This window comes from Methylocystis sp. JAN1, from assembly GCF_052186135.1.
Classification (GTDB): Bacteria; Pseudomonadota; Alphaproteobacteria; order Rhizobiales; family Beijerinckiaceae; genus Methylocystis.
In genome coordinates this window covers 1,233,526-1,250,990 of record NZ_CP181499.1, presented here as the reverse complement: position 1 = coordinate 1,250,990, position 17,465 = coordinate 1,233,526, and the positions used below count along the sequence as shown (strand labels likewise).

13 protein-coding genes are annotated in these 17,465 nt (G+C 63.2%); 11 read left to right on the top strand and 2 right to left on the bottom strand.

All coding sequences use genetic code 11. The annotated features are described in order from the left end of the window. Nucleotides 1-175: 175 nt before the first annotated feature. From ACNHKD_RS05880 to ACNHKD_RS05865, 4 genes are all read left to right on the top strand, one after another. Nucleotides 176-1,423 carry an MdtA/MuxA family multidrug efflux RND transporter periplasmic adaptor subunit gene (locus tag ACNHKD_RS05880; RefSeq protein WP_442756145.1) on the top strand — a complete coding sequence of 416 codons (1,248 nt, stop codon included), beginning with the start codon at nt 176-178 and terminating at the stop codon, nt 1,421-1,423. Nucleotides 1,424-1,479: 56 nt separating this feature from the next. Beyond that, nucleotides 1,480-4,542, top strand: coding sequence for an efflux RND transporter permease subunit (locus ACNHKD_RS05875; RefSeq protein ID WP_442756850.1), 3,063 nt, complete (start codon nt 1,480-1,482; stop codon nt 4,540-4,542). Nucleotides 4,543-5,157: 615 nt separating this feature from the next. Next, nucleotides 5,158-6,582, top strand: a complete 1,425-nt coding sequence (locus tag ACNHKD_RS05870; protein ID WP_442756144.1) for an aryl-sulfate sulfotransferase — start codon at nt 5,158-5,160, stop codon at nt 6,580-6,582. Nucleotides 6,583-6,661: 79 nt separating this feature from the next. Beyond that, entirely contained in the window at nt 6,662-7,192 is a 531-nt protein-coding gene (locus tag ACNHKD_RS05865; protein ID WP_442756143.1) for an ankyrin repeat domain-containing protein, read from the top strand. A gap of 7 nt (nt 7,193-7,199) precedes the next feature. On the opposite strand, the gene ACNHKD_RS05860 is transcribed toward ACNHKD_RS05865, so the two are convergent. Beyond that, nucleotides 7,200-7,781, bottom strand: coding sequence for a nitroreductase family protein (locus ACNHKD_RS05860; protein WP_442756142.1), 582 nt, complete (start codon nt 7,779-7,781; stop codon nt 7,200-7,202). Nucleotides 7,782-8,149: 368 nt separating this feature from the next. Between ACNHKD_RS05860 and ACNHKD_RS05855 the strand changes: the two genes are divergently transcribed. From ACNHKD_RS05855 to ACNHKD_RS05825, 7 genes are all read left to right on the top strand, one after another. Further along, complete coding sequence (locus ACNHKD_RS05855; RefSeq protein WP_442756141.1) at nt 8,150-10,813, top strand: glycoside hydrolase family 99-like domain-containing protein; 2,664 nt, start codon at nt 8,150-8,152, stop codon at nt 10,811-10,813. A 37-nt stretch (nt 10,814-10,850) separates the two neighbouring features. After that, nucleotides 10,851-11,696 (top strand): class I SAM-dependent methyltransferase, encoded by an 846-nt coding sequence (locus ACNHKD_RS05850; protein ID WP_442756140.1) that lies wholly within the window; start codon nt 10,851-10,853, stop codon nt 11,694-11,696. 151 nt (nt 11,697-11,847) lie between these two features. Beyond that, a complete protein-coding gene (rfbB, locus tag ACNHKD_RS05845) occupies nt 11,848-12,900 on the top strand; it encodes a dTDP-glucose 4,6-dehydratase (protein WP_442756139.1) in 1,053 nt (350 codons plus the stop codon). A gap of 139 nt (nt 12,901-13,039) precedes the next feature. Continuing rightward, a complete protein-coding gene (gene rfbC, locus ACNHKD_RS05840; RefSeq protein ID WP_442756138.1) occupies nt 13,040-13,594 on the top strand; it encodes a dTDP-4-dehydrorhamnose 3,5-epimerase in 555 nt (184 codons plus the stop codon). Between the two features lie 5 nt (nt 13,595-13,599). Further along, a complete protein-coding gene (rfbD, locus tag ACNHKD_RS05835) occupies nt 13,600-14,481 on the top strand; it encodes a dTDP-4-dehydrorhamnose reductase (RefSeq protein ID WP_442756849.1) in 882 nt (293 codons plus the stop codon). Nucleotides 14,482-14,491: 10 nt separating this feature from the next. Continuing rightward, the gene (gene rfbA, locus ACNHKD_RS05830) at nt 14,492-15,385 is read left to right on the top strand and encodes a glucose-1-phosphate thymidylyltransferase RfbA (RefSeq protein ID WP_442756137.1); all 894 of its coding nucleotides are present in this window, start codon (nt 14,492-14,494) and stop codon (nt 15,383-15,385) included. 147 nt (nt 15,386-15,532) lie between these two features. Further along, a complete protein-coding gene (locus ACNHKD_RS05825; RefSeq protein WP_442756136.1) occupies nt 15,533-15,817 on the top strand; it encodes a hypothetical protein in 285 nt (94 codons plus the stop codon). Nucleotides 15,818-15,858: 41 nt separating this feature from the next. Here ACNHKD_RS05825 and ACNHKD_RS05820 read toward each other — a convergent pair whose 3' ends face one another. Then, the gene (locus tag ACNHKD_RS05820) at nt 15,859-17,247 is read right to left on the bottom strand and encodes a multicopper oxidase family protein (protein ID WP_442756135.1); all 1,389 of its coding nucleotides are present in this window, start codon (nt 17,245-17,247) and stop codon (nt 15,859-15,861) included. Between the last annotated feature and the right edge of the window lie 218 nt (nt 17,248-17,465).

Below are 17,465 nucleotides of genomic sequence, written 5' to 3'. Positions count from 1 at the left end.
GAATAAGTCAGCGGAGTAAGGGCGTATTTTCCTTGCATAGGCCCAATTTTCTTGTTCGAGGAGGGCGCCGCCGATAAGAGCCCGCGCATCGTTCGGAGAGGGGGCCTCGATACGCTCCTTGCCATATGTAGACTATTCCGGTAGCTTAATAGCAACACAACGCCGAGGCTATTTGATGAGTTCCCACATCGCTGCGAATGACCGGGGCGCTTACAGCCGGCCAAAACTGACAATCTCGCGTCGTCTCGTCTCCCTGATCGCCTTCGCCGCAATTTCCATCGCCGCCCTGGGTTATGGTTATTCCAGAGTCGCGGCAAATCCGAAGGAAGGATCCGTCACGGGTAAGGGACCGGGTCGCGGCCAGCCGGCGCGCGTCGCCGCCGCCGAGGTGGTCAAGGGAGAGTTTCCTGTCGTTCTGAGCGGACTCGGAACGGTCACGCCATCGGCCACCGCGATCGTGAAAACGCGTCTCGCCGGTCATCTTGTCGACGTCGATTTCAAAGAGGCGCAGTATGTGAAGACTGGCGATGTGCTGGCGAATGTCGATCCGCGCCCTTACCAGCTCGCGCTCGCCCAGGCGGAAGGTCAGATGCAAAAAGATCTGGCGCTTCTTCAAAATGCGGAGCGCGACCTGGGTCGCTACGAGGCGCTCATTCGCAAGATGAAAGACGTGATTTCCGCCCAGCAGGTGGATGGGCAGCGCGCGCTCATCAACCAATATAAGGGAACCGTCGCAATCGACCGCGCCCTCGTCGAGCAGGCGCGGCTCAATCTGTCCTATTGCAAGATCGTTTCGCCGATCGACGGCCGCGTGGGGCTGCGGCAGGTCGATCAAGGCAACTACGTCCAGCCCGGCGACGCCAATGGCGTCGCCGTCGTCACGAAGCTCTCACCGATCACGGTCGTCTTCACGCTCCCCGAAAGCCAGCTTTCCGCCGTCCTGAAAAGAACGCGCGCCGGACAGGAGCTGACAGTCGTCGCTTACGATCACGAACGATCGACGGAACTTGCGCGAGGGCGTTTGATCGCCGTCGACAACCAGATCGACCTGGCTTCCGGAACGGTCAAGCTTCGCGCGGAATTCGCGAATGAGGACGAGCGCCTTTTTCCGAACCAGTTCGTCAACGCCGATCTTCTGGTAGAGACGCTCCATGACGTCGCTCTTGCGCCTTCCGCCGCCATACAGCAAGGCGCAAAAGGACCCTTTGTCTATGCGATCCGCGAGGACGCAACGGTGCAGGCGCGTCCCGTCAAGCTCGGCCCGGCGCAGGGCGAACGGGTCGTGGTCAGAGAGGGCTTGGCGTTCGGCGAGAAGGTCGTCGTGGAGGGCGCCGACCGGCTGCGCGACGGCGCGAGCGTCACGCTTCCAGGCCCCGAGCGCGAACCACGCCCGCGCGCCACCGCAAAGAACGACGCGTCGTGAGCGCATTCGACATTTCGCGACCCTTCATTCGCCGTCCCGTCGCAACCTCCCTGTTGATGGCCGCGATCCTGCTCGCCGGCGCCATCGCCTATCGGTTTCTCCCGATCTCGGCTCTGCCGCAGGTGGACTTCCCGACAATCGAAGTGCGCACCTTTTATCCTGGCGCAAGCCCCGAAGTGACGGCCTCCTCCATCACCGCGCCGCTCGAGCGACAACTGGGGCAGATGCCGGGCCTGACCCGGATCGCGTCCGCAAGCTCGGCGGGCGCGTCCGTAATCACTCTACAATTCAATCTCAAACTGACGCTGGACGTCGCCGAGCAGCAGGTGCAGGCGGCCATCAACGCGGCGTCGAGCTTCTTGCCCGCCGATCTTCCCGCGCCGCCAGTCTATGCAAAGATCAATCCGGCCGACGCGCCCGTCATCACGATGGCGCTGACATCCAAGACGCTGCCGCTCACGGAGGTGCGGCAGCTCGCCGACACGCGCATTGCGCAGAAGATCTCCCAGCTTTCTGGCGTCGGGCTGGTCAGCGTCGACGGTGGGAATCGTCCCGCAGTGGTCGTTCGCGCCAATGTCGCCGCGCTCGCCTCATACGGCATGTCGCTCGAGGATCTGCGCGCGGCGATTTCGAACGCCAACGTCAACCTTCCCAAAGGAAACATCGATAGTCCATCGCAGGAATTCGCAATCGACTCCAACGATCAGTTGAAGAACCCCAAGGATTACGAACAACTCATCGTAGCTAACAGAAATGGCGGCCCCCTTCGTCTTCGCGACGTCGCGAAGGTCGCTCATGGCCCGGAAAACAGCGAGCTTGGCGCATGGAACGACCTTACGCCGGCCATCATCATCGCCGTTCAAAGACAGCCCGGCGCCAATGTCATCGCCGTCGTCGATCAGATCAAGGCGCTATTGCCGAATTTGCAGGCGTCGCTTCCCGGCGCGGTCGAGGTGACGGTTTTGTCGGACCGCACGACGACCATTCGCGCCTCGATCGAGGATGTGCAATTCGAGCTTCTTTTCGCGATTCTTCTGGTCGTCGGCGTCATCTACTTCTTTCTCGGAAGCTGGCGCGCGACGCTCGTGCCAGGCGTCGCTGTTCCGCTTTCGCTCGTCGGCGCGCTTGCCGCCATGTATCTCTTAGGCTACAGCCTGAACAATCTGACGCTGATGGCGCTGACGATCGCGACGGGGTTCGTCGTCGATGACGCCATCGTGATGGTCGAAAATATTTCGCGCTATCTTGAAGAGGGGCGCACGCCGCTGGACGCCGCGCTTGAGGGCGCGCGGGAAATCGGCTTCACGATCGTCTCGCTGACAATCTCTCTGATCGCAGTGTTGATCCCGCTGCTTTTCATGGGCGACGTCGTCGGCCGGCTGTTTCGGGAATTCGCGGTCACCCTGTCGGCGACAATCGTCCTGTCGGCCGTCGTCTCTCTCACCCTCGCGCCGATGCTGTGCAGCAAGCTCCTCGTACAGGGCGACATGCATGGCCATGTCGATGGCCATGCCAAGGGAGCGACATGGTTCGACGCCGTCATCGACGCCTATGGCGGACTTCTGACGCTCGTGCTCGATCATTCAAAAGCGACGCTCGTCGTCTTCGCCGTCACGGTCGGTCTCACGGCGGCGCTCTACGCCGTAATTCCCAAAGGCTTCTTTCCCCTTCAGGACACCAGCCTCATTCAGGGCGCGACGGTCGGCGAACAGAGCTTTTCCTTCTCCGCCATGTCCAGGCGGCAATCGGATTTCGTAAAGCTCGCGCTGGAGGACGAAGCCGTCGACTCCGTGACGTCCACCCTTGGCGTCGATGGCGAGAACAAGACGCTGAACAATGGCCGCGTGCTGATCAAGTTGAAGAACAGAGCCGCGCGCAAGACGGCCGTGATGGAGGTTGTCCGCCGGCTTCAGGCGAGGACCAGTCAAATTGGCGGGATATCGGTCTTTCTGGAGCCGGTTCAGGATCTCACCATCGATTCCGGCGGTGGCCGGGGGGCGTATCATTTCGCTCTGCAAGACGCGAATCCGGATGAACTCGCCATTTATGCGCGGCAGCTTGTCGATCGGCTCGCCGCTCTGCCGCAGTTCGAGGACGTCACAAGCAGCGCCCAGACTTCCGGGCGGGCGCTATATTTGGAGATCGATCGGGACGCGGCGGCGCGCTACGGGATCACCGTTTCCGCGATCGACAACACGCTTTACGATGCGTTCGGACAACGTATCGTCTCGACGATCTTCACGCAGACGAGCCAGTTCCGCGTCATTCTTGAGGCGGATGAGCGCAGCGTTCCCGGACTGGAGGCTCTCGGCTCGCTTCGCGTACCGGGCGCCGGGGGCGCGGAAGCGCCGCTCGCCTCCCTCGTTTCCATCAGAGAGATGGCGGCGCCCCTGTCGCTCGATCATCTTGCGCAATTCCCTGCGACGACGATCTCCTTCAATCTCGCCCCAGGCTACGCGCTCGGCGACGCCGTGGCCGCGCTCAAACAGGCCCAAAGCGACATCGGGACGCCGCAAGGCGTCATCACCGCCTTTCAGGGCGCGATGGCGGCCTTCGTCGCGTCGGCGACGAGCACGCTGCTGCTCATCCTGGCCGCGATCGTCACAGTCTACATCGTGCTCGGCGTTCTTTATGAGAGCTATATCCATCCGGTCACGATCCTCTCGACCCTGCCGTCGGCGGGCATCGGCGCCCTGCTGGCGCTCGTTCTGACAAAGAATGATCTCGGCCTGATCGGCGTCATCGGCATCATTCTTCTCATCGGCATCGTCAAGAAGAACGCCATTATGATGATCGATTTCGCCTTGCAGGCGCAACGCGACGAGGGGCTTTCCCCCCGCGCCGCGATTTACCAGGCCTGTCTCCTGCGATTCCGCCCGATTCTGATGACGACGCTCGCCGCGCTTCTGGGCGCGCTGCCGATGATCGTCGGCGGCGGCGAAGGATCGGAATTGCGCCTGCCGCTTGGCGTCAGCATCGCCGGCGGGCTCATCCTCAGCCAGATCCTGACGCTGTTTACGACGCCGGTCATCTATCTGGCCTTCGACGGGCTGTCGAAACAACTTCGTTTCCGGCGGAGCGCCGCGCCCTGGACGCAAAGCGGAGAAAATTGCGCCTGATCGAACCTCAACCTCTTCGCAAGGGAAATTTCATCGCACCGCGGCGTCGCGCCGCCTGTGAGAGCGGCGCCCTCCTGGAGATTTCATGACCATGTTTTCGGGGTCGGGTGAGGTAACGCTCGATCATTATCGGGGCGGAAAGGGCCCCACCCGGGCGTCTTCGACCGCCGACCTTCCCGTAAAGGGCAGCGCCCCCAATTCCCCCTGGCCTCCGTTTCGGCCTTGACACGACCCGCGTCTCGCTGTTTATATATTTATATAGTATGAATAAGGATTCACGGGCGGCACGCTCAAAGCGTCGCGCTCGCTCGCCCTCATCGCGAAAATCGCCGAGATCGCGCCGAACAAACCTGTCACGGGCTTTCGCGTCGTGGCGCTGGCGGACCTGCGCGCAGCGATCGGTCAACCCGCTCTCGCGCAATAGCCACGGCTCGCTCTCTTTCCTTCACTCCTCTTCCTCCGACTTGGGCCGCCCTCGTGGCGGCTTCTTTTTCTCCTTTCGAGCGGTCAAATGGGCGGCGACTCTCCAAAAGAGAGACGATCGCGCCTCCGACCTATTGCATACTAATTATGTATGATTATAATCGCTCGCATCCTTTAGGCAGGAGACGACAAATGAGCTGCGCCGGAGTTTGCGCCTTGATCGACAAAGGGAAGTCTGCGCGCCGCCGCGCCTTGTCCCTCGCAGGTCTTGTCTTTTTCGCTTTGCGCGCCGCGACGCCCGCCTCCGCCGAGCCGAGCGTCTTTCCAACCGGGACGACGATTTACGATCCGGCGAAGGCCTATAACTCCTACGTGCTCTTTCCTGGCGGCGACGACGTGTCGCGTTTGATCGATCTTACCGGCGAGGTCGTTCACGAATGGAAATATACCGGACAGCCGGTCGCCTTCATCGATCCCGCGCTGGTCGGCGGCGCGCGGGGCCATGTTTTTGTCACGCTCGAAACGGCGGAAGGCAAGGGTGCGGATCTCGTGCCCGGAAGGACGCAGACGCGCATACGCAAGATCGTTGGAGAAGTCGACTGGAATGGCGAGCGCGTATGGGCGTTCGGCGAGAACGCGCCCGGCGGCCGCGCCTATCAGCATCACGACATCGCCCGTCTGCCCAATGGCGATACGCTGGTGCTGTCGAATATCTCCTATCCTCTGCCGGGCTTCGCCGCGCCGCAGGTGCTGGACGACGTCGCCTATGAGGTCAATCCGGAGGGCGACATCGTCTGGACCTGGGCGGCGTCGGACCATCTCGACGAAGTCGGCTTCACGCCTGACGAGCTGAAACTCGTCAAGGCGACGAAGAACGGCGATTACCTTCATGTCAACAATCTGAAGCCTCTTGGCCCCAATCACTGGTTCGACGAAGGCGACCAGCGCTTCGCCCCGGACAATCTGATCTTCGACTCGCGGTCCGCGAATTTCATCGCCATCATTGATCGCAAAACGCGAAAAATCGTCTGGACCCTCGGGCCGCATTATCCACCGGTCAGCGAGGATGGAAGCACAACCTCACGCAAGGTTCCGCGGCCCGTCGATCAGATCTCCGGCCAGCACGACGCGCAAATCATACCCAAAGGCTTGCCGGGCGCAGGCAATCTCCTTGTCTTCGACAATCAGGGCGAGGCCGGCTATCCGCGTGCGGCGGTTACCTTTACGGGCGGCTCGCGCGTCCTGGAGATCAATCCGGTCACCAGGGAGATCGTCTGGCAATATACCGGCGCGAGCTCCGGCCAGCCGGGCTGGGCGTTTCGTAGCACGCATATCAGCAATGCGCGCCGCCTGCCGAACGGCAACACTTTCATCAACGAAGGCCAGATCGGCCGCTTCCTGCAGGTGACGCCCTCGGGCGAAATCGTCTGGGAATATGTCAACCCGTATCCGCGTCGTGGAACGGACGCCGAGACGGGCCGTCCAACCATCAATTATGCGGTCTATCGCGCGCAGCCGGCGCCGTATGAGTGGGCGCCCGAAGGGACTCCGCATCGCGAGGCCGCCGTGACGCCGCCGGAAAATGCGAGTTTCCATATTTCGGCGAAAGACAAATAAGGCGCGAGGCGAGCGAGATCGCGCAAAGTTGGCCCCGACTTCGCTTGGCGCAGAGGCGCACGAGCGAGAGAGGGCCAGTATGGCGCATGAAGGAAACTTTCACAGAATCGAGGCTGCGCGGGACAAGCCGGCCGCGCTGGTCCTGAGCAGTGAGTTACGGGCGTTTCTCGTCGAGCGCGGCTTTGCGCCGGACGATCTCGCAGCGCGCGATACGGACGGGGCTACGCCGCTGATGCACGCCGTTCGCCTCGCTTCGCCGGCGCTGGTTCAGGAGATGCTGCGCGCGGGGGCCAACATCCACGCCGTCACCGCGGATGGCAACCAGGCGCTATGGCTCGCCTGCGCCGGCGAGATTTCCGAGAACATCCAGCTTCTCGTCGACGCGGGGGCCGAACTCCAGCACGTTAACTTCACGGGCGCGACCCCGCTTATGTTCGCCGCCTCCTCCGGACGCGCAAAGGCCGTGGCGCTGCTGCTCGCGGCCGGCGCCGACCCGCTATTCGAAACGGAGCTTGGATTGAGCGCGCTCGACATGGCGGCGACCGTGGAGTGCCTCAGCCTGATGCGCGACGCCGTCCGGCGGCGGGAGACCCCGCCCGGTTTCGGATAACGCCGCATCAGGAGCCGGCGAAGTCCTTGGGCGTCTCGCCCCATTCCACAGCCGCCGGAGCGTCCCCGACGTCCTTGCGCTTCGCCCCCGCGACGGGCGTCCCAAGATAGACGAAGCCGACGATCCGCGACTGCGGCGGCAGGCCGAGCGCCGCCACGACGCGCGGATCATAGGCCGGCGCGCCGGTGCGCCAGATCGCGCCGAGGCCCATGGCGTGCGCGGCGAGCAGGACGTTCTGCGTCGCGGCCCCGGCCGCGAGCATCTGCTCGATCTCCGGAACCTTCGGGTGCGGCTTGGGCGTCGCCGCTACGATGAGGATCGCAGGAGCGCGCAGAGGCTTCTGACGTTCGCGGTTCACCGCCTCCGGCGGCGCCTCGGGCTCGCCCGCAAGCAGGGCGTCGGCCAGAACATCCCCCAAGCGCCGCCGCGCTTCTCCCCGAACGATGAGGAACCGCGACGGCCGCAACCGGGCGTGATCGGGCGCGCGCCCGGCGGCGCGCAGAAGGGCCGCCCATTGGGCGTCCGTCGGCCCGGGCTCCGCCAGGGCGGAGACGCTCGACCGCGTGTCGATGGCTTCAAGGGCGTCCATGTTTCTTCTCCGGAGGCGCGAAAGAGCGCCGGACGACGACGCGCGGTTTTAGCGGCTGCGGCGCGACGCCACAAACCCCCGGAGCTCGCGGAAACGGCCGGAATTGGAACCGGTCCGCGCCGGATCCGGAGGCGGGAACGGGAGCGCCTTACCCGCCCGCCGACCAGGGTAAACATGTATAATAATTAGATATCTTGCTCCAGCAGAGCAATATGGTAACGTAACGTCGTCAATCGAGTCAGCGCCTGCGCTGTCGTTTGTTTTTCCGTCCTCGAACGTCGCCTGGCGGCGATTCCGTCACATTCGGCCACAGGGCCGAAATTCGGAACATCGAGTTTTGTGCCATCCCTCAACTCGTCGGAATGGTCGTGACAAATACAGAGACAGTCGCCCCCTATTCATTTGGCGTTCCTGAGAGCATCGGACACGCTCAAGACGCCCCCGTCAGAGTCAGGCCCGTCGCCGCCACGGAGCTCTACGATCTCGTTGAAACGGAGATTGGCGGCGCTCTCGCTTATGTTTCCATCGGCCCGGATCCGCAGATGGTCCTCTGCCTGCCGGGGACCGAGGAACATCTCCAGTTGCCCAAGGGCAAATATCGCTTCTTCTTCCAGGCGCGCATCACCAAGGGGCGCATCTACCGGCCGCGCCTCTATCTGAACATGGGCGAGGGCTTCTCGGAGGCGGAGCACCTCTGCGTATTCCTGCGGCAAGCCGCGCCCGACGTCTGGTGCGGCGACATTTATGCGACCCGCCCGATCTACACGGTTCGCTTCGACCCTTCCGAAGCGCAGGTCCGCTTCACGCTGATTCGCCTGGCGGTCGAGGATTGGGGCCTCGATCGATTGTCGCTGAGCGAGAGCCTCTACAAGGCGCTGCGCGGCTCCTACCGTTCGCTTCCGCGCTTTTTGACCAGGCGCGGCCCAATTCGGGTCGCCGCGGAGCTCACGGCGCTCGGCCTTTTCGGCGCCGCCCGCGCGTCCGTCCGGCAAAGAGAGATCGCGCAGGCGATTTCCGTTCCGGTCGCCAGAGCGGCGCCTGGCGTGAAGCGGAAGAGCCTGGAGGACGGTCAGGACATCTTTGAGCGCCAATATCGCGAGGTCCTGTCCATCGCCGCGGGAGGACGCGATCCGAACTTCGCTCCCCTCCCCCTCACCCGGACCTCCGTCTCGCCGGACGACGCAAAGATCATCGCCTTCTACCTCCCGCAATTCCATCCCTTTCCGGAAAACGACGAGTGGTGGGGACGCGGCTTCACGGAGTGGACGAACGTGTCCAAGGCCGTTCCGCACTTCGAGGGACACTACCAGCCGCGCCTGCCCGGCGAACTCGGCTTTTACGACCTTCGCCTGCCGGACGCGTTGATGCGGCAGTTCGAGCTTGCGCGCCAATTCGGCCTCCAGGGCTTTTGCTTTCATTACTACTGGTTCGGCGGAAAGCGCCTGCTCGAGCGGCCGCTCGAGACGCTGCTCGCGAGCAGGGACGAACGCCTGAACTTTCCGTTCTGCCTTTGCTGGGCGAACGAGAACTGGACGCGACGATGGGACGGGGCCGAGCACGAGGTCCTCATGAAGCAGGACCACTCGGAAGAGGATCACGAACGCGTTTTCGAGGATCTTCTCCGCTATCTCGCGGATCCCCGCTATATCCGCGTCGACGGCAAGCCGGTCATCGTCGTCTACCGCCCGCTCATTATCGAGAACATTGCGGAGATGGGCGCGATCTGGCGGCGCAAGGCGGCCGCGGCCGGCCTGCCGGGGCTCTATCTCGTCGCGACGACCGCCTTCGGCTTTTCCGACCCCGCCTCGATCGGCTTCGACGCGCTCGTCCAGTTTCCGCCCCATGGCGTTTCGGTGCCCGAGATCACAACGGACGTCGACCTGCTCAACCCGGACTTCTCCGGCTGCGTCTACGACTATCGCGAGACGGTCGACGCTTATATCGAAATTCTCGAAGAAACGCGTGAAAAGACGCGCGACAAAGCGTTTTTTCCGGGCGTCATGACCGCCTGGGACAACGTCGCGCGCAAGCACGGCCGTGGCCATGTCTTTCACAAGGCTTCGCCGAAAGATTTCCATCGCTGGCTCTCGGCGGCCACCCGGTTTTCGCGCGAATATAACGCTCCTTCGGAACGGCTCGTCTTCGTGAACGCCTGGAACGAATGGGACGAGGGAACCTATCTCGAGCCGGACCGCAAATTCGGCTATGCTTATCTATGGGCCGTCGCCGCCTCCCGCGAGCCCGTCCTGCCCAACCGCAAGGAGCTTGAGGCCGTCGCCGCCGAGGTCGCGAAAAACAAGCCGACCTCGGACACGGCGCTTTTTGCGCATATCTTCTATTCGGATCTCCTGGACGAATTGGCCGACGCCGTCTCCACCGCGCGAAAATCCCGGAAAGTCGACGTCATCGTCGCGATTCCGGAGACATGGAGCGCAAAAGCGGCGTCGCAGCTCGTGAGCCTCATCGAGCCGACCCGTCTCGTGATCGTCAAGAACCGCGGCCGCGACGTGCTGCCCTTCCTCGAATCCCTGCGCGCGACCAAGAAGCTCGGCTACAGATTCGGCTGCAAGCTTCATGCGAAAAAGTCGCTGCATCTTGCTTCCGGCGGCCGCTGGCGCAGGGGCCTGATCGCCGGCCTCGTCAATGAAGCGGCCATTAACGCGGTTTTCGACGCCTTTGAGAGCGACCCCCGAGTCGGGCTCGCCGCGCCGCAGGAAGCTTTCATGTCCGCGACGGCGCCGGACGTCATCCGGGACAACAGGGCGAATATGGAGGCGCTGCTCGAACGCGCTCAAAGGCCTGGCGAGCCCTTCCAGGACTTCGTTGCGGGAACGATGTTCTGGTTCCGCGTCGCGCCCTTTCAGGAGATCGCCGCGATGGAGCTCGGGGAGGAGGCGTTCGGCCCGGAGCTTGGCGCGATCGACGGCACGCTCGCTCACGCATTCGAACGCACATTCACCACGCTTCTCGCGATCAAGGGCTACAAGAGCCACCGCTACGTCAACGCCGGCGACGCAGGCGCGCCCTATTGACGCGCAATGCAAAGAGCAACAAGAGGCGACATCAGGAATGCTCCCCAACGGCAAGGCTCTTTTCAAACTCCAGGACGATCAGCAGTGGCTCGACCTTATGATCCGGAGCGTCTCCGAGCCCACAATCCAGGGCGTTGAAATGCCGCGTTTCCCGCATCCCGACCTGCAGCGAAAGCTCGTCGGATCGGCGGACGCCCTCGCGCTGCGCGAAGCCTTCAAGTTCTACAAATACGTGAAAGCGTATTCGGAAGCGCTCGCCGTGCCGCTCCATCCGAAGACGCAAGCCCTCGATTTCGGCTGCGGCTGGGGCCGCTACACGCGCATGCTCTGGAACGACATCGACGCGGATTCGCTTCATGGCGTCGACGTCGAGCCAGAAACGCTCGCCATCTGCAAAGGCCTAGGCACGCCCGGGAGCTTCTTCAAGATCGACCCGCACGGCCCGCTGCCCTTCGAGGATGACAAATTTCACCTCATCATCGCCTATTCCGTCTTCAGCCACCTGCCAAAAAAGCTGGCTGATTACTGGATGGCTGAATTACATCGCGTCGCGCGCTCGGGTTGCGTGATCGCCTATACGACCGAACCCCGTCGCTTTCTCGATTTTATCCTGGAAATTCCTTCGCCGCCTCAAACGAGCTGGCACGCGGGACTCGCGAAGTTCAAGGAGGTCGTTCCAAAGCTTTATCAGGATTTCGACGAAAATAAATTCTGCTACATTCCAACATCGGGCGGCGAAGGGCTCGACTCCGAAGTCTATGGCGACGCCATCATTCCCGAGAGGTATGTCAAGGAGGCCTGGGACAAATATTTCAAGTGCTTCGCCTATGTGGACGACCCGCGCCAGTTCTGGCAAGCAGTGGTCATCGGGCAGAAACCTTGATTCGCCTGGTTTTATTGAGCTCGCGCCGTCGGCGCCAAACCCCGGAAGCGATCGGCTTCGAGATCTGCCGGTCGCGTTCCCGCGTAACGCAGTTGAATGTTATCCGTCAGTCTCATAAAGAGAATTTCCGATTGAACGTTGAGAGGTTCTGATGCGCGTCCTCATCACCGGCGGGGCCGGCTTCATCGGATCGGCGGTCGCCCGGCGATTCATTGCCAAGTCCTTGGATGAGATTCTCGTTTTCGACAAACTGACTTATGCAGGGAATCCCGATTCCCTCGCGCCGATCTCCCAAAATCCGCGCTACTCCTTCCGGCAGGCCGATATTTGCGACCGAGCGGCCGTCGCAAAGGCGCTCGCGGACTTTCAGCCCGACGTCCTGATGCATCTTGCGGCGGAAAGCCACGTGGATCGCTCGATCGACGGACCTGCGGCTTTCATCCAGACGAATATCGTCGGCACGTTTACGCTTCTCGACGCCGCACTCGAATATTGGCGTGCGCTGTCGAAGGAGAAGGCGGCGACCTTCCGCTTCCAGCATATTTCAACCGACGAAGTTTTCGGCACGCTGGGCGACGACGGCCTGTTTTGCGAGGATACGCCCTATTCGCCGAATTCCCCCTATTCCGCCTCGAAGGCGGGATCGGACCATCTCGTGCGCGCATGGCGGGAGACGTACGGACTGCCGACGATCGTCACCAACTGTTCGAACAATTACGGCCCCTATCACTTCCCCGAGAAGCTGATTCCCCTGATGATCCTGAACGCGCTCGAAGGAAAGCCGCTGCCGGTATACGGCCGCGGGGAGAATGTGCGCGACTGGCTCTTCGTCGACGACCATGCAGGGGCGCTGATGCTCGTCGCGCGCGAGGGCGTCGTCGGCGAATCGTATAATGTCGGCGGGCGCAACGAGAAAAAGAACATCGACGTCGTCCATACAATTTGTGACATTCTCGACGAATTGCGCCCATCTGGCGGCGGCTCCTACCGTAATCTCATCACCTTCGTCACCGACCGGCCCGGCCATGATCTGCGCTACGCGATTGATTGTTCGAAGATCGAGCGCGAACTCGGATGGCGGCCGCAGGAGACTTTCGAAACAGGATTGCGCAAGACCGTTCAATGGTACCTCGACAATCCCGCCTGGTGGCAGGCGATCCGCTCGGGGAAATATCGCGGCGAACGTCTTGGGCGCATCGCGTAACCTACGCTTTGCGGGGCGCCCCGGCGCCTCGAAAAAGATTTGGCCTGCCACGAATTTGCAGCGCATTCTTGTCGCAATGGTTTGGTGACTTCCCGTCATCCGCTCAGTGCGACGACAACAGACACGGGTTGAGACGCTCATGCAATTTGAAGACACCGAAATCCCGGCGGTGAAGATCGTTACGCCGAAAAAGCACGGCGACGCGCGCGGCTTTTTCTCGGAAGTCTACAAGGAGTCGGACTGGAAAAACGCCGGGCTCGACTACACTTTCGTCCAGGACAACCATTCCTTCTCGGCGCCGGTCGGCACGCTGCGCGGCCTGCACTTCCAGACCGCTCCCTTTGCGCAGGACAAGCTGGTGCGCGTCGTGCGCGGACGCATTCTCGACGTGGCCGTCGATATTCGCCGCTCGTCGCCGACCTTCGGCAAACATGTCGCCGTGGAGCTTTCCGCTGAAAACTGGCGCCAGCTTCTCGTGCCGATCGGCTTTGCGCATGGCTTCATCACCTTGGAGCCGGACACGGAGGTTCTCTACAAGGTCACGGCGCTCTATTCCGCGCCCAATGATCGCGGGCTTGCTTTCGACGATCCGGATCTCGGCATTGCGTGGCCAGTGGCGCCCGGCGGCCCGCTGCTCTCCGAGAAGGACAAGCGCTGGCCGCGCCTTCACGATCTCGCCGACGCTTTCGCGTGACCGGCATGCGGATCGCCGTCACGGGAAAGCAGGGACAGGTCGTTGCGTCGCTTATCGAGCGCGGCGCGGGCAGGGCGGAGATCATCGCCGTGGGCCGCCCCGAGTTCGACCTCTCCGACCCGCCCGGCGTCGCGCGGACCCTTGACGCCCTGCGGCCCGACGTGATCGTCAACGCAGCGGCTTATACGATGGTCGACAAAGCGGAATCCGACGAAGAAGGCGCCGCTCGCGTCAACGCACGGGGGGCCGGCGCGGTGGCCGAGGGCGCGGCTCGCCTCGGGACGCCGATTATCCACATTTCGACCGACTACGTCTTCGACGGCCAATTGGACCGGCCTTACCGCGAAGACGACGCGACCGGCCCCACGGGCGCCTATGGGCGCTCCAAGCTCGAGGGCGAGCGGCGCGTCGCAGCGGCCTGCGACAATCACGCGATCCTTCGGACGGCCTGGGTCTACAGCCCTTTCGGCGCGAATTTCGTAAAGACCATGCTGCGTCTCGGCGAAACGCGCTCCGAGGTCGGCGTCGTGGCCGATCAGCGCGGCAATCCGACCTCGGCGCTCGACATCGCCGACGGCGTCTTGGCGATCGCCTCGCGCATGACGAAGGACCCCTCCCGAGAGTTGCGCGGCGTCTTTCACATGAGCGGCGCGGCGGACGCCACATGGGCGGATTTCGCCGAAGAGGTATTCGCGCTCGCGCAAAGAAGCGGCCGCGCGCCGGTGTCGGTGAAACGCATCGCGACGGCCGATTACCCCACGCCGGCCAAGCGCCCGGCGAATTCGCGTCTCGACAATTCCAAGCTGCGCCAGCTCTACGGCGTGGCCCTGCCCGATTGGCGGCCGTCGCTTGCTTATTGCGTGGAGCGGCTGCTTCGTCATTCTTGAGGAGACTTTTATGCGCGGCATCGTTCTCGCCGGAGGCTCCGGCACCAGACTGCATCCGATGACCCTGGCGGCCTCCAAGCAATTGCTGCCCGTCTACGACAAGCCGATGGTCTATTATCCGCTCTCCGCGCTTATGCTGGCGGGGGCGCGCGAAATCCTGATCATCTCGACGCCGGACGATCTTCCGGCCTTCAAGCGTCTGCTGGGGTCCGGCGCCCAATGGGGCGTTTCGCTTTCCTACGCCGAACAGCCTCGCCCGGACGGCCTTGCGCAGGCCTACACGATCGGCGCGCCTTTCGTCGAAGGACACAACTCGGCGTTGGTGCTCGGCGACAACATCTTCTACGGTCACGGCCTCACCGACTCCCTCAGCGTCGCCTCGGCGCGCGAGGAAGGGGCGACGGTCTTCGCCTATCACGTCAAAGACCCCGAGCGTTACGGCGTCGTGGAATTCGATTGGGACGGGAAAGCCATTTCGCTCGAGGAAAAACCGGTCCACCCCAAATCCAGTTGGGCGGTCACGGGACTCTATTTCTACGACACGCGCGCGCCGGAATATGCAGCCTCCCTGAAGCCCTCGCCGCGCGGCGAATTCGAGATCACCGATCTCAACCGCATTTATCTGGAAGCTGGAAAACTCAATGTCGAGCGGCTCGGCCGCGGCTTCGCCTGGCTCGATACGGGCACGCCGGCGTCGTTGCTGGAGGCCGCTCAATACGTGCAGGCCATCGAGCAACGGCAGGGTCAGCGCGTCGCCTGCCTGGAAGAGATCGCCTTCACCCAGGGCTGGATCGACGCCGAGGCGATACGCGACGCGGCCAAGCGCCTCTCCAAGAGCGGCTACGGCGCCTATCTCCTCCAGGTTCTGAAAGAAGCCGAATCGCCGAAGCCCAAACGGGTGTAGGTGGCCGGGCGGTCAAGGCCGTGGTCACGTTTCAGACTTTGCCGGCGACGCGCCATCGTAACGACTTAAATTGGGGTTCTCCCTGAGACGACGCCAAAGGCGGCGACGCCCGGCGCGAATCATCAATCGAATCGAGGGTCTCTCTCCATGCAAAGCATTACTCTCGGCCGCCCCGCGAAGAAGGCCTTTCTCGCGGCCGCCGCTCTGACGGCCGCTTTGTCGCTCACCGGCTGCTACACGCCCGGCGAGCGGGCTGTCGGCGGCGGCATCATCGGCGGCCTTGGGGGCGCGGGAATCGGCGCGCTGGCCTCCGGCGGCCTGGCTGGCCCAACGCTGGCCGGCGCGGCGATCGGCGCCGCGGGCGGCGCCCTTGTCGGCGCGGCCACGGCGCCGCGCCCGCGCTACTATCGCCGCCCCCGCTACTATTACTGATCGCCAAGCAACAGCCGCCTGGCGCGCCCGGCGCTGGGCGGTCAACCGTATTTGAAGCTTGCGAACATGCCCGCCTGAGCGTGATAGAGCAGATGGCAATGAAAGGCCCAATGTCCGGGATTGTCGGCGTCGAACGCCACCACGACGCGCTTCCCCGGCGGAACCAGCACGGTGTCGCGTAGCGCGCCGTCGAAGCGCCTGCCCTCGATCTCGACGACCTGGAAGCGATGCCCGTGCAGATGCATAGGATGGGACATCATCGTGCGGTTTGTCATCGCCAATTCGACCCGCTCGCCGGGTTTCAGGTCAAACGGCGGCGTGCCCTCGTTCCACGCCACTTTGTTGATCGACCACGCATAGCGCGCCATGTCGCCGGTCAGGTCGATCGGCACGAGGCGGTTGGCTTTCCTCGCCGCAAGCGGGACGCTCGCCCGCAACTGCGCCTCGAGCGACAAATCCAGCGCAGGCGAAGCCTCGAGCGCCTTGTCCGATAGAAGGGAAATATGCGCGCGTGGCGGCGCGAGAATGATTCCGGTTCGCCTCGGCTCTCCCTCAAGCACGAAAAACACCGGAACCGCGCGCGGTCCCTTCGGCGCGTCCATGAGCAGATCGAGCCGCTGCCCCACCGCGATCGGAAACCGCTTCCCCGAAACCGGCGCGACGTCCTGTCCGTCGACCGCGACGAGCGTCGCCTCGTTCTCGCCGAGATCGACATGGAAGGCGCTCATCGCCGCGCTGTTGATGACCCGCAGCAGCACGCGGCCGCCATTCTCGATCTGCACGACCTGCGGATCCGCGAGCGTCCGCTCATTGGCGAGAAAAGCGTCGTAATCGACGTCGTTGAGGTCCGGCTTCGTCGCGGTCGCCATCGAGGCCGGCTTCGGCTTCGCACCTGCGTCGTCCGCCATCCGCATCATGTCCATGTCCATGCCGGCGGCGTCGCGGTCCATGCCCCTCGGATGTTCCGGCCCCTTCCCGCCTGTGAGCGCGGCGTAGATCTCCGGCGGCGCCTTGAAACTGAAGTCGGCGAGCATGACGACGACTTCCTGCCGCTCGGCGTAGCGCTTCGGATCGCGCACGATCAGCGGCGCGGCGAGAAGCGACTGCTCCTGGAAGCCGTAATGCGCATGCATGAAATAAGTGCCGCCGAACGGAAGCGGAAAATCATATTCCGCCGCGCCGCCGGGTTGGATCGCCGGACCCGAAATTCCCGGCACGCCGTCCTGCGCGGAGGGCGGCGTGAGGCCGTGCCAATGCATGAGGCTCGGCTCGCCAATCTCGTTCTCGACGCGAACGCGAAAGCGCGACCCGACATCCGCCGCGACGCCCGAGACGCCGTCGCTGCGTCCGACGGCGTAAACGGAAGCCGGCTTGCCGTTCACCTCGATAACGCGCCGTTGCAGCTTGAGAGTCGTCGGGGCCGCGTCCATCGCAAGGGATCGTCCCGGCGAAGCGGCGAGGGCTCCGGAGCACAAAAGGAAGGCGCGTCGCGAGAGCATGAGGGCTCCTGTGTCTTACGCCGCCATCATGATCGACGCCGTCGCTGTCGCCAAGATAAAGATCGCCTGACCCGCGCTCGCGCCGCAGCGCATGTCGGACATTGGCTGTTCCCGACGCTTGAGTTAAGGAAATCGGCAGATTCGCCTTG

Coding starts and splice junctions, on each gene's coding strand:
- rfbA (WP_442756137.1), top strand. CDS start 14,492: ATGCGCGGCATCGTTCTCGCCGGAGGCTCCGGCACCAGACTGCATCCG.
- ACNHKD_RS05880 (WP_442756145.1), top strand. CDS start 176: ATGAGTTCCCACATCGCTGCGAATGACCGGGGCGCTTACAGCCGGCCA.
- ACNHKD_RS05820 (WP_442756135.1), bottom strand. CDS start 17,247: ATGGACGCGGCCCCGACGACTCTCAAGCTGCAACGGCGCGTTATCGAG.
- rfbD (WP_442756849.1), top strand. CDS start 13,600: ATGCGGATCGCCGTCACGGGAAAGCAGGGACAGGTCGTTGCGTCGCTT.
- ACNHKD_RS05825 (WP_442756136.1), top strand. CDS start 15,533: ATGCAAAGCATTACTCTCGGCCGCCCCGCGAAGAAGGCCTTTCTCGCG.
- ACNHKD_RS05865 (WP_442756143.1), top strand. CDS start 6,662: ATGGCGCATGAAGGAAACTTTCACAGAATCGAGGCTGCGCGGGACAAG.
- rfbC (WP_442756138.1), top strand. CDS start 13,040: ATGCAATTTGAAGACACCGAAATCCCGGCGGTGAAGATCGTTACGCCG.
- ACNHKD_RS05860 (WP_442756142.1), bottom strand. CDS start 7,781: ATGGACGCCCTTGAAGCCATCGACACGCGGTCGAGCGTCTCCGCCCTG.
- ACNHKD_RS05870 (WP_442756144.1), top strand. CDS start 5,158: ATGAGCTGCGCCGGAGTTTGCGCCTTGATCGACAAAGGGAAGTCTGCG.
- ACNHKD_RS05875 (WP_442756850.1), top strand. CDS start 1,480: ATGGCCGCGATCCTGCTCGCCGGCGCCATCGCCTATCGGTTTCTCCCG.
- ACNHKD_RS05850 (WP_442756140.1), top strand. CDS start 10,851: ATGCTCCCCAACGGCAAGGCTCTTTTCAAACTCCAGGACGATCAGCAG.
- rfbB (WP_442756139.1), top strand. CDS start 11,848: ATGCGCGTCCTCATCACCGGCGGGGCCGGCTTCATCGGATCGGCGGTC.